Consider the following 11,491-nt stretch of genomic DNA (forward strand, 5'->3'; position numbering starts at 1 on the left):
GACGTCACCCGTGTAAGTCACCGTTTTCCAGGCGCAGCCACCGGTCGACGCCGATCGCGTCGAGGAACCGTTCGTCGTGGCTGACGACGACGAACGCGCCCCGGAACGCCGCCAGCGCGCTCTCCAGCTGTCCGGTGCTCACCAGGTCGAGGTTGTTCGTCGGCTCGTCGAGCAGCAGCAGCTGCGGCGCCGGTTCGGCGAACAGGACGCAGGCCAGCGTGGCGCGCAGCCGTTCCCCGCCGGAGAGCACGCCGACCGGCAGGTGCACGCGCGAGCCGCGGAACAGGAAGCGGGCCAGCAGGTTCATCCGCTGCGCCGTCGGCAACGCGGGGGCGGCCGCGGCCAGGTTCTCGGCCACCGAGCGGTCGTCGTCCAGCAGGTCCAGCCGCTGGGAGAGGAACGCGATCCGGCCGTCGGCGCGGGACACCGCACCGCCGCCGGGCTCGAGGTCGCCCCGCAGGATCCGCAGCAGGGTCGACTTCCCGGCGCCGTTGGGGCCGGTGAGCGCGATCCGCTCGGGGCCGCGGATGGCGAGGTCGACGCCGGTGCCGAAGAGGTCGCGCACGCGCAGGCCCTCGCCGAGGAACAGTGTCCGGCCCGCCGGCACCACCGTTTGCGGCAGCTCCAAGCTGATCTTCTGCTCGGTGCGCAGCTCGCGCTCGGCCTGGTCGAGCTTGGCCTTCGCGGCGCCGACGCGCGCGGTGTGCGTGCCGTCCGCCTTGCCCGCCGACTCCTGGGCGTTGCGCTTCATGGTGCCGGCGAAGATCTTCGGCAGCCCGGCGTTGCCGAGGTTGCGCGACGCGGTGCTCGCCCGGCGCGCGGCGCGTTCCCGCGCCTGCTGCAGTTCCCGCTTCTCGCGCTTGACTTCCTGTTCGGCACTGCGGATGTTCTTCTCCGCGACCTCACGCGCGGCTCGGACGGCCGTTTCGTACGACGTGAAGTTCCCGCCGTGGAACCGGATTTCGCCGCGGTCGAGCTCGGCGATCCGGTCCATCCGGTCGAGCAGCGCGCGGTCGTGGCTGACGACGAGCAGGCAGCCGGACCAGTCGTCGAGCACGGCGTGGAGCTTGCGCCGCGCGTCGAGGTCGAGGTTGTTCGTGGGTTCGTCGAGCAGCAGCACGTCGGGGCGCTTCAGCAGCTGCGCGGCGAGACCCAGCGAGACGATCTGGCCGCCGCTGAGGGTGCCGAGCGTGCGCTCGAGTGCGACGTCGCCGAGCCCGAGCCGGTCGAGCTGGGCGCGGCTGCGTTCCTCGACGTCCCAGTCGGTGCCGATGGTGGTGAAGTGCTCCTCGGCGACGTCCCCGGATTCGACGGCGGCGAGCGCACGCAGAACCGGCGCCACGCCGAGGATTTCGGCGACGGACGGCTCCCCGCTCAACGGCAGGTCCTGCGGGAGGTAGCCGAGCACGCCGTCGGTGACGACGCTGCCGGCCGACGGGGTCAGGGTGCCGGCGACGAGCTTCAGGAGCGTCGTCTTGCCGGCGCCGTTGGGCGCGACGAGCCCGGTGCGCCCACCGGGGAAGGTGGCGGAGAGGCGGTCGAAGACGGGGGTGTCGTCCGGCCAGGAGAAGGACAGGCCGGACAGAACGATTTCGGACACGGTGAAGACCTTTGTGGAGGGTGGCGGAAAAGGTGGTCGACAAGGGCGGCCCGCACCGGCGCTGCCGGGGGCCTGCCTGCTCCGGAGCTATCCGGAGATGTCGACGTCACCTGCCACGCTTCCGAAGATAGCAGGGTTGACCGCCGGGGTGCGGGGTAGCCGCCGTGCATGCGCGTAGTCGTCACCGGAGCAACCGGCAACATCGGGACGGGCGTGGTCGCCGCCTTGCGCGCCGACCCGCGGGTCGGCACGGTCGTCGGGCTGGCCAGGCGGCCGGCGGAGGGGATCGTCACGGCCGACGTCGAGCGCGACGACCTCGTGCCGCACTTCCGCGGCGCCGACGTGGTCGTGCACCTGGCGTGGCTGTTCCAGCCGGCCCGCCGTCCCGAACGGACGTGGCGCGCGAACGTCCTCGGCTCGATGCGGGTGTTCGACGCGGTGGCGGCCGCCGGCGTGCCCAAACTCGTGTACACGTCCTCGATCGGGGCGTACTCCCCGCGGACGGACGACGAGCCGGTCACCGAGGACTGGCCGACGCACGGCTGGCCAGGAGCGGCCTACACGCGGGAAAAAGCTTATCTGGAGCGGTACCTGGACGCGTTCGAGGTCCGGCACCCGGAACCGGCCGTCGTCCGCCTGCGGCCGGGGTTCGTGTTCCAGCGCGCCGCGGCGACCGAACAGCGGCGGCTCTTCGCCGGGCCCTTCGTCCCGGGCTCGCTGGTGCGGCCGGGCTTGCTCCCGGTGGTGCCGGACGTCCGTGGGCTGCGTGCGCAGATCGTGCACACAGCGGATCTCGCGGACGCCGTTCGCCAGGCGGTGACCCGGCCGGTGCGGGGGGCGTTCAACATCGCGACCGGTCCGGTGGTGGACGCGCGGTTCGCCGCGGACCTGCTGGGCGCCCGCACGATCCCGGTGCCGGCGGCCGTGGTCCGGGCCGCGGTGGCCGCGGCCTGGCGCCTGCACGCCGTCCCGGCGACACCGGGGCTGTTCGACGCCGTCCTGCGGCTGCCGTTGCTCGACACGAGCCGCGCACAGTCCGAATTGGACTGGCAGCCGCGCCACGATGCCGCGGACACGCTGAAGGAGTTCCTCGCCGGGCTGCGTGCGGGTGCCGGGGCGGACACCGCGCCGCTGGCCCCGGACCGCCACCGCCTGCACGAGATCGCCACCGGGGTGGGCCGGAAGCCGTGAGTCAGCCGCTGGACGGAGCCCTGCTGAGGTCGACCACGCAGAAGCGGTTGCCGTCCGGGTCGGCGAGCACGACGAAGTCCGGGACGGCCGGGTAGCGGTCCCACGCCACCTCGGACGCCCCGAGCCGCAGGAGCCGGGCCACTTCGGCCTCGTGCTCCTCGGTCGTGTCGACGAGCAGGTCGAGGTGGATCCGCGGGTACGGCTCGGGCACCGATTCGCTGGACATCAGCCCGAGGGCGCGCCCGGAGCCGTCGGCGTGCTCGAGGGTGCGCCAGCCCTCGCTCGCCCACTCGTCGGTGGCGACGAGGTTCAGCGCCGCCGTCCAGAAGGCGGTGGCGCGCGGGACGTCGGAGACGCCGATCACCGGGAAACCGAGCCGGAGCACCTCAGCGGCCCTGCTTCTCCGGCTCCGGGTACTGTCCCCGCGCGCGATCCGCCGCGGTCGTCGCGATGCCGGTGGCGATCATCGCCACTCCGAGACCCAGGTGCAGCCAGTCGTCGGCGTTGTCCATCGGGAGGAAGTTCGCCGCGCTGTCGTGGTCCATCGCCAGGCCGAACACCCACAGCAGCACGTAAACCCCGCCGCCGATCATCAGGAACGCCCGCGAACTCCCGTTGGCGCGGGAGGCCAGCACGCCGAGCACACCGAACAGCACGTGGACCAGGTTGTGCAGCACGGACACCGTGAACACGCCGAACAACTGCGCACCCGACTCGTGCCCGGCGAACCGCAAGGCACCGTAGTCCGCGGTGATCCCGGGGACGAACCCCAGCACCCCCACCGCCAGGAACGCGATCCCGAACAGCGCCGCGGCGGTCCGGGCGGTACTGCGTCGAACTCGCACATCCGTCATGGGCCGGGGCTACCCGGCGGCCGCGCCGGCAAACGGAGCCGGCGTCAGGCGAGCTCGGCCGAGACCACCGAGGGCAACGCGCGGAGCTGCTCGAGCAGACCGTCGATCTCGTCGCCGCCCAGCAGGACGGCGCAGACCATGCTGCTCTCCCGGACCCCGTCCCTGATGTCGACGGACAGCTCGTGCACCGAAGTGCCACCGAGCGCGCGGACCAGCGCCGGGATTTCCCCGGCACCACCGGTGAAGTACGTGGCGATGCGGCGGCGCAGCAGCATGGCCGGGCGGGTGGCGAAAGACGTGGGACTGGACATGGCGTGATCTCCACGGGGAAGTGCGGATGGGATCGGGGCCAGGTCCCGAAAGAGGTGCCGCGGGGAATCCGCGATCGCCGGAGCTGCGCGCCGGCGACCTGGGTTCAGCCGGCGCGCCGGACTACGAGTCGCGAGAACATCGTGGGGCGCTGCACGGCGACAGGCTAACACGCCGGGCAAGTCCCTCAGCTCGCCCGGATGACTCCCAGGCCCAGCGGCGTGATCTCGTGGATCTGCGACTTGCCCGACCGCGCGCTCGTGATCAGCCCGCTCGCCCGCAGGATCGACGCGTGCTGGCTCGCCGTGGCCAGCGAAATCCCCGTCAGCTCCGCCAGCTCGCTGGTGTTGCAGCGCGTGATCGCGACCGTCATCAGCACCCGCGCCCGCGTGTGGCCCAGCAGCGCCGCCAGTGACGGGCCCGGCTCCGCGTCGCTGTCGAAGCGCGTGTGGCTGATCGAATAGACCAGCACCGGGGGCAGGCCCGGGTCCTTGTACGTCGTCGGCATGCCGTGCGCGAAGAACGTCGGGATCAGCCGGAGCCCGCGGCCGTCCAGGTGCAGTTCCTGCTCGATCGGGAAGCGGACGCGCAGCACCGGCGGGGTCCACGTGATGTCCGGGTGCAACGTCGACAGCAGCAGCTGCGGGCCGCCGCGGTCCAGGCCGGACTGCAGGCGGCGGCGGTCGCGGGCGACCGCGCGGCGCACCGCCGGCCAGTCCGGGGCCACGCACTGGCGGTAGTAGTCGTGCAGGGCCGTGCCCAGGCGCCGCAGTTCGGCGGGTTCGCCCTCGCCGAGGCGCCGCAGCCACGGCGGCACGCGGGTGCCCTGCGCCGCCAGCTCGGCGACGTCGGCCGCCAGCACCGGGGACGTCGTTTCGAGCACCGTCGAGACGCCTTCGCCGATGGTGCGGGCGCCGGCCGGGGTGAGGAAGTCGGGGCAATAGCCGTACGGCGGTACCGCCGACATGAGCAGCCGGCCGGACTCGGGGACTGCGGAGCGTGATCCCCGGCGCCACCGGCCGAACAGCGGTTCGCCTTCGGGGCGCCGGATCCGGTAGCTGCTCATCAGCAGCTCCCACATCGGGTCGGCGTCCTCGGCGATGGTCACCCGCGCCAGGTCCGCCTCCGTGAAGTGAATTTTCAACAACGCCGACCGCTCCCTTCCCGGCTGAGGATAGCCCTGGTGGAGCGGGTTTTCGCTGGCACGGGCCCGACGTCACAGAGGTTCCGGAATTCGGGTCCCGAGTGGACGTTTCGGGCTGGCGCGAAACGTTTTCGAGCCGGTTGACGCTGCTCGCGCGCCGCTGGCACGTTCGGCTCGACGAGAGTGTCTTCACCCGGCCGGGGGACGACGTGGTGACGATCTGAACACTTTCCGTCACTGGGGCTGAACTTTACTGGGGAAGGCGGACGCCCGCATGACGAACGACGCACGCAGAGCGCGGTTCCTCCGGCGCGCCGGAGGACGCCGATGACGGCCGACGAAGTCTCGTACCGGTCCGTGCCGGTGCGGACCCGGCCGGCGCCCGTGCTGACGCTCCCGGCCTTCACGGACCTCAAGTACCGCCTGCTCGGGCCGGTGTCGGCGGTCGGCGTCGACGGGCCCGCCCGGCTCGGCGGCCCGAAGCAGCGGACCGTCCTGGCCGCGTTGCTGCTCAACGCCAACCAGGTCGTCTCCGAAGACCAGCTGATCGAACTGCTGTGGGAAGACCGCCCGCCGGCCAGCGCGCGCGGGCAGCTGCAGGTGCGCGTCTGGGAGCTGCGCAAGCTGCTCGGCCGCGAAGTGATCGTGCGCCGCGAACCGGGGTACCTGATCGAGGTCGGGCCCGGCGAACTGGACACCGAGCTCTTCGACGACGTCGCCAAGGACGCGCGGCGGCTGATCGAGAGCGGGGAGCCGCGCCGGGGCGTCGAACGCCTGCGCGCGGTCCTGGAACTGTGGCAGGGCCCGCCGCTGGGCGGGGTCACCGACGTGCTCGTCCGGCGCAGCGGCCAGCTCCTGGCCGAGCAGCGGATGACCGCGCTCGAGACGCTCTTCGACGCCGAACTCGCCACCGGCCGGCACACGCACGTGGTGCGGGAGCTGCGCCACTTCGTCGACGAATACCCCTTCGGCGAGCGGCTGCAGGAGCAGCTGATGCTCGCGCTGCAGCGGTCCGGCCGGACGCCGGAAGCGCTGGAGGTCTACACCGCGACCCGCGAGCGCCTCGACGCCGAGCTGGGCGTCGAACCCGGCGAGCGGCTGCGGGCGATGCACCTGCAGGTCCTCAAGGGCGACGGCGACGAGCCGCCCGAGCCGCCGGCGCCGGTGGGCGAGGTCGTCGTCCCGGCCCGGCCCGCCGAGCTGCCCCGGGACGTCCGGGGCTTCGCCGGGCGGACCGAACAGCTGGCGCAGCTGGACCACCAGCTCGCCGCGCGCGCCGGGTCCTACGCGTCGGACGTCTGGCTCGTGCACGGCATCCCCGGCGTCGGGAAGACCGCGCTCGCGCTGCACTGGGCCCACCGCGTGCGCGAGCGGTTCCCGGACGGGCAGCTGTACGTCAACCTGCGCGGGTTCGACGCCGATCGCGAGCCGATGGAGCCGGCGGTCGCGCTGGCCCAGCTGCTGCGCGCGCTCGGCGCCGACCCGCGGCGGATCCCGGAGGAGGTCGACGCGCAGGCCGGGCTCTACCGGTCGCTGCTCGCCGACCGCCAGGTGCTGCTCGTGCTCGACAACGTCCGCGACGCCGAGCAGGTCCTGCCGCTGCTGCCGCCGACCGGGACGGTGCTGGTCACCAGCCGTCACCGGCTCGGCAGGCTGGTCGCCGAGTACGGCGCGTTCTCCCTCGGCCTCGGCGCGCTGACCGAGGCCGACTCGCGGGCGTTGCTCGGCGGCGTGCTCGGCGAAGGCCGGGTGGCGGCCGAGCCGGCGGCGGCCGGGGAGCTGGCCGAGCTGTGCGGGCACCTGCCGCTGGCGCTGCGGATCGCCGCCGCGAACATCGCGACCGGCCCGGACACCACGGTCGCCGCGATGGCCGCGGACCTCGCCAAGGGCGACCGGCTCAAGCAACTCGTCGTGGACGGGGCGGAGGAGAGCGCCGTGACGCGGGCGTTCGCCGTCTCCTACGAGGCGCTCGCCCCGGAGCTGCGGCGGCTGTTCCGGCTGCTCGGCCTGGCTTCGTGCGCCGACTTCACCGCCCGCGGCGCCGCGGCGCTCACCGGCGACCCGGTCGACGCGGTGGCGCGGCAGCTGCGGCTGCTGGCCGCGGCGCACCTGGTCGAGCAGCACGTGGCCGGCCGCTACCGGCTGCACGACCTGCTGCGGGCGTACGCGCTGCGGCAGGCCGGGGCGCACGAAGCCCCGGCGGCGCGGGCCCGGGCGTGGCGCCGGTTCGTCGAGCTGTACCTCTCGGGCGCGGACGCGGCCGAGCGGATCTTCGGCAGGCGGCACGACCCGCGGCTGCCGCGCGAGCCCGCGGTGGTGCCGGCGAACCCCCTCTCCTTCGCCGACTCCGCCGAGGCCGCGGCCTGGCTCGACGCCGAGCACGAGAACCTCTGCGCCGTCGTCACGCAGGCGGTCACCGACGGGCCGTACCCGATCGCCTGGTACCTCGCCGACGCCGTGCGCTCGGCGTTTTACCACCGGGGACGGCGGGTCGAGTGGGTCGACATCGCGACCACGGTCCTGGCCGCCGCGCGCCGCCTCGACGTGCCCGCGGTGGAAGCGGTCACCGCGCAGAGCATCGGCCTGGCGTTCGTCCACCGGGAACGGCACGAGCAGGCCGTCGAGTGGATGACCGAGGCGCTGCGCGTGTTCGAGCGCGTGGACTGGCCCGAGGGCAAGGCCGCCGCGCTCAACGCGTCCGCCATCGCGCTGCGGGTGGCCGGCCGGTTCGAGGAGGCGGCTTCGCAGTTCGAGCTGGCGCTGGAGCTGCAGCGGCAGTCCGGCTACCGGCTGGGCCAGGTGAGCGTGCTGAACAACCTGGCTTCGGTGCACCGGCAGCGCTGCCTGCTCGACGCCGCCCGCGCATGCCTCGACGAGGCGCTGGAGCTCGCGGTCGACGAGGGCTACCAGCTCGGGGAGGCGGTGGTGCTCGTCGGGATCGGCGTCGTCCAACGGCTGCAGGGTGACCTGCCGGGCGCGCGGCGGTCGCTGACCCGGGCGTTCGACCTGCACAAGGCGCACTCCCACCCGTACGGCCAGGGTTCGGCGCTGTGCGGGCTGAGCCTGGTGTCGATCGACCTCGGCGAGTTCGAGCAGGGCCGCGCGCAAGCCGTGCAGGGGCTGGAGATCGCGCGTCAGGAACAGAACCGCGAGACCGAAGTGGGCGCGCTCAACGCGCTGGCCAGGGCGGAGGCGGCGCTGGGGGAGACGTGCTCGGCGGTCCGCCACCAGCAGGAGGCGGTCGCGGTGGCCCGGCACTGGGGTTCGCCGTGGCACGTGGCGGAAGCGCTGAGCGGCATGGCGGCGGTCCACGGCGCCCGCGGCGACCACGCGGAGGTCCTGCTGATCGGCACGGAAGCCCTCGACCTGGCCCGCGGCGGCGGGTTGCGCCTGATCGAGGTCCGCTGCCTGCTCGCGCTGGCCCGCGCCCACGCGGGCCAGGGGCGGCGAGAGGAAGCGCGCCGCCTGTGCGGCGAAGGCCTGCGGCTGGCGGCCGGGCTCCCCGCGTTGCAGACCCGGGCCCGCGAGGTGCTCGCCCGCCTCTGACCCCAAGCGCCCCAATGAGGTTTCTCAGTAAGACTGGGGCTGGACAGGTGCGTGCTGCCCTGAGATGAGGCGTGGGGCCCCTGGTAGGACTGGATTTGCGAAGATCAAGTCCGAGGTTCCAGAGGCCCCACGTGATCAATTATGGCGCCACGCTCGATGTGTCAGGTGACCTGGTCTGGTTCGTCGCCGGTGTCCTGCGGGCGGAACGGCTACGGCGCGGCACGCGCCGGGGCCGGCGGGCGCTGACCCCCTACCGGCACGCGGTGCTGGTACTGCGATGGTTCCGCGACGCCATCCCGGTGCACCGGCTGGCCACCGACCACCGCATCAGCATCGCCACCGCCTACCGCTACCTGCACGAAGCCATCACCGCCCTGGCTGCCCAGGCCCCGGACCTGCACCAGGTCCTGGCGCAACGCCGCGATACCGGCGATACACACATGGTCCTGGACGGCTCCCTGTTCACCTGTGACCGGGTCGCGGCGACCACCACCAAAACCAAAGGCCGCAACCGTGGGGCCACGGTGCATCTGTGGTACTCGGGCAAGCACCGCACCTTCGGCGGAAACATCCAGTTCCTGGCCAGCCCCGGCGGGTTCCCGCTCTGGACCTCGCCGGTGCTGCCCGGCTCCCGCAACGACCTCTCCGCCGCCCGCGACCTCGGCATCGTCGGCGCGTTGACCGCCGCCGCAGCCGTAGGCCTGCCGACACTGGCCGACAAGGCCTACCACTCAGCCGGCATCGGAATCCATACCCCGTTCAAGAAAGCCGCAGGTCAACCACCCCTCGGCACCCGCCAGCGGGTCCACAACCTGCTCCACAGCCGACTCCGCGCTCTCGGCGAACGTGCCATGGCCATCCTCAAAACCCGCTGGCGAGCACTCCAGCACATCAGCCTCTGCCCCCACCGCATCGGCGCCATCGTCCAAGCAGCCCTCGTCCTCACCCACCACGAACACCACGGACGCTACTGAGAAAACCTCAATGTGGCCTTCGGTGCGTCAGCCGCACCGAGCGCCACATTGGGGTGCTCTCGCCGGTGGGGAAGCGGATTGGAAGCGGGCGCGCCTAGCGTTCCGACCGTCCCTTCCGGCGAGAGAACCTTCGGAGCTTTGATGAGATGGGGTAGAGCCGTCGCCGCGGTCGGTGCCGCGGTCGCGCTCGCGGTGTCGGGGGTCGCCGGTCCGGCGGCCGCCGGTGAGGCGAAGTACGTCGGGGAGCTGGCGCTCACCGAGACCGGTGTGGTCCGCGGGACCGCGGCCGCCGACCTGGTGACGTTCAAGGGCGTGCCGTACGCCGCCCCGCCGGTCGGGGCGCTGCGCTGGCGGGCACCGCAGGCCGCGAAGGCGTGGGACGGCGTCCTCGACGCCACGAACTTCCGCAGCCAGTGCGCGCAGCTCGGCGGCCTCGGCGGGATCATCGAGTCCTACGAGGAGAACTGCCTCTACCTGAACGTCTTCGCGCCGAAGACCGCCGGGGTCAAGCCGGTGGTCGTCTGGTTCTACGGCGGCGGTTTCCAGAACGGCACCAGCTCCACCTACGACGCCGCGCGCCTGGCCGCGCAGGGTGACGTCGTGGTCGTCACCGTCAACTACCGCGTCGGCGTGCTGGGCTTCCTCGCCCTGCCGTCCCTCGACGGCGAGACGCCCGGCGTGCAGTCCGGCAACTTCGGCATCCAGGACCAGCGCGCGTCGCTGAAGTGGGTGCAGCGCAACATCGCCGGCTTCGGCGGGAACCCGGGCAACATCACCATCGGCGGCCAGTCCGCCGGCGCCGGGTCCGCGTGCATCCACCTCGCTTCGCCCGCCTCGGCCGGGTTGTTCCAGCGCGCCATCGGCGAAACCTACAGCTGCGGATCGCCGCTGCTCACCAAGGACGCCGCCGAAACCATGGGCACGACCGTGGCCACGCAGTCCGGCTGCGCCGACGCCGCCACCGCCGCGAACTGCCTGCGCGGCAAGACCGACGTCAAGGCGCTGATGCAGGCGTGGCCGCCGCTGCCGCAGGGACCGGTGGCCGGGGGCAGCGAACAGCCGCTGCAGCCGATCGACGCGTTCCGGCAGGGCAGGTTCAACCGCGTGCCGATGCTGTGGGGCAACAACCGCGACGAGATGCGGCTGATCGTCAGCATCCAGTACGACGCCGCGGGCAACCCGGTCACCGCCGAGTCGTACCCGCGGATCATCCGGAACACCTTCGGCGTGGACGCAGACCGCGTGCTGGCGAAGTACCCCGCGGCCGCGTACCCGACGCCGGGGCTCGCGCTGTCGCAGGTGCTCAGTGACGCCGGGGACGACCAGCTCGCCACCTGCCAGCACGTCACGGCGTACCGCGCCGCGATCGCCGGGCAGGCCAAGCTGTTCGTCTACCAGTTCTCCGACCGCACGGCCCCGCCGGTCGTCGACGTCCCCGGCTTCGACGAGGGTGCCGAGCACGGCGCGGAGCTGAACTACCTGTTCCCGAAGTTCACCGGCGCGACGCTGAACGCGCCGCAGCAAGCGCTCTCCGACCAGATGGTGAAGTACTGGTCGACGTTCGCCCGCACGGGCGACCCGAACGCTTCGGGCCTGCCCACGTGGCCACGCTTCAGCACGGGAACGGCGCGTGACGCGCTGTCGCTGGACCTCGCGTCCGCCGGCGGCAACCAGAAGATCGACCTGGCGACGCGCAGCCAGTGCGATTTCTGGGCGACCGTGCCACCTCCGCCGGGAGCCTGAAACCCGTTGGTGCCGAAGGGGACTGTCCGCGAGGGCAGTCCCCTTCTTCGTGTCCGGGGGACACCACGGATCGCGTCGCTCCCGTCGCGGCCGGTGACTTTCAGGCCCGGGGAAGCCGGTGGAAGCGAAG

9 protein-coding genes are annotated in these 11,491 nt (G+C 72.7%); 4 read left to right on the forward strand and 5 right to left on the reverse strand.

The annotated features are described in order from the left end of the window. Positions 1-4 precede the first annotated feature (4 nt). Positions 5-1,600, reverse strand: coding sequence for an ABC-F family ATP-binding cassette domain-containing protein (locus AB0B33_RS19885; protein ID WP_360773645.1), 1,596 nt, complete (start codon positions 1,598-1,600; stop codon positions 5-7). A gap of 168 nt (positions 1,601-1,768) precedes the next feature. Here AB0B33_RS19885 and AB0B33_RS19890 point away from each other — a divergent pair, with 168 nt between their 5' ends. After that, a complete protein-coding gene (locus AB0B33_RS19890; protein ID WP_360773648.1) occupies positions 1,769-2,791 on the forward strand; it encodes an NAD-dependent epimerase/dehydratase family protein in 1,023 nt (340 codons plus the stop codon). Between the two features lies 1 nt (position 2,792). Here AB0B33_RS19890 and AB0B33_RS19895 read toward each other — a convergent pair whose 3' ends face one another. From AB0B33_RS19895 to AB0B33_RS19910, 4 genes are all read right to left on the reverse strand, one after another. After that, a complete protein-coding gene (locus AB0B33_RS19895; RefSeq protein ID WP_360773651.1) occupies positions 2,793-3,176 on the reverse strand; it encodes a VOC family protein in 384 nt (127 codons plus the stop codon). Between the two features lies 1 nt (position 3,177). Continuing rightward, the gene (locus AB0B33_RS19900; protein ID WP_360773654.1) at positions 3,178-3,645 is read right to left on the reverse strand and encodes a DUF4383 domain-containing protein; all 468 of its coding nucleotides are present in this window, start codon (positions 3,643-3,645) and stop codon (positions 3,178-3,180) included. 44 nt (positions 3,646-3,689) lie between these two features. Next, positions 3,690-3,956, reverse strand: a complete 267-nt coding sequence (locus tag AB0B33_RS19905) for a hypothetical protein (protein WP_360773657.1) — start codon at positions 3,954-3,956, stop codon at positions 3,690-3,692. A gap of 185 nt (positions 3,957-4,141) precedes the next feature. Next, complete coding sequence (locus AB0B33_RS19910; protein ID WP_247019666.1) at positions 4,142-5,101, reverse strand: winged helix-turn-helix domain-containing protein; 960 nt, start codon at positions 5,099-5,101, stop codon at positions 4,142-4,144. A 324-nt stretch (positions 5,102-5,425) separates the two neighbouring features. On the opposite strand from AB0B33_RS19910, the gene AB0B33_RS19915 reads away from it, so the two are divergent. The 3 genes from AB0B33_RS19915 to AB0B33_RS19925 all read left to right on the forward strand — a co-directional run bounded on the left by AB0B33_RS19915 (position 5,426) and on the right by AB0B33_RS19925 (position 11,361). After that, entirely contained in the window at positions 5,426-8,644 is a 3,219-nt protein-coding gene (locus AB0B33_RS19915; RefSeq protein ID WP_360773659.1) for a BTAD domain-containing putative transcriptional regulator, read from the forward strand. 131 nt (positions 8,645-8,775) lie between these two features. After that, positions 8,776-9,618 carry a transposase family protein gene (locus AB0B33_RS19920; RefSeq protein ID WP_360773662.1) on the forward strand — a complete coding sequence of 281 codons (843 nt, stop codon included), beginning with the start codon at positions 8,776-8,778 and terminating at the stop codon, positions 9,616-9,618. A gap of 141 nt (positions 9,619-9,759) precedes the next feature. Then, positions 9,760-11,361: a carboxylesterase family protein gene (locus AB0B33_RS19925; RefSeq protein WP_360773665.1), complete on the forward strand. Its 1,602-nt coding sequence runs from the start codon at positions 9,760-9,762 to the stop codon at positions 11,359-11,361. The last annotated feature ends 130 nt before the right edge of the window (positions 11,362-11,491 follow it).

This window comes from Amycolatopsis sp. NPDC049159 (assembly GCF_040648295.1).
Classification (GTDB): Bacteria; Actinomycetota; Actinomycetes; order Mycobacteriales; family Pseudonocardiaceae; genus Amycolatopsis; species Amycolatopsis pretoriensis_A.

What these genes read in the sequence shown, in the direction of transcription:
- AB0B33_RS19905 (WP_360773657.1), bottom strand. Translation starts at nt 3,956, where the DNA reads ATGTCCAGTCCCACGTCTTTCGCCACCCGCCCGGCCATGCTGCTGCGC.
- AB0B33_RS19925 (WP_360773665.1), top strand. Translation starts at nt 9,760, where the DNA reads ATGAGATGGGGTAGAGCCGTCGCCGCGGTCGGTGCCGCGGTCGCGCTC.
- AB0B33_RS19915 (WP_360773659.1), top strand. Translation starts at nt 5,426, where the DNA reads ATGACGGCCGACGAAGTCTCGTACCGGTCCGTGCCGGTGCGGACCCGG.
- AB0B33_RS19900 (WP_360773654.1), bottom strand. Translation starts at nt 3,645, where the DNA reads ATGACGGATGTGCGAGTTCGACGCAGTACCGCCCGGACCGCCGCGGCG.
- AB0B33_RS19890 (WP_360773648.1), top strand. Translation starts at nt 1,769, where the DNA reads ATGCGCGTAGTCGTCACCGGAGCAACCGGCAACATCGGGACGGGCGTG.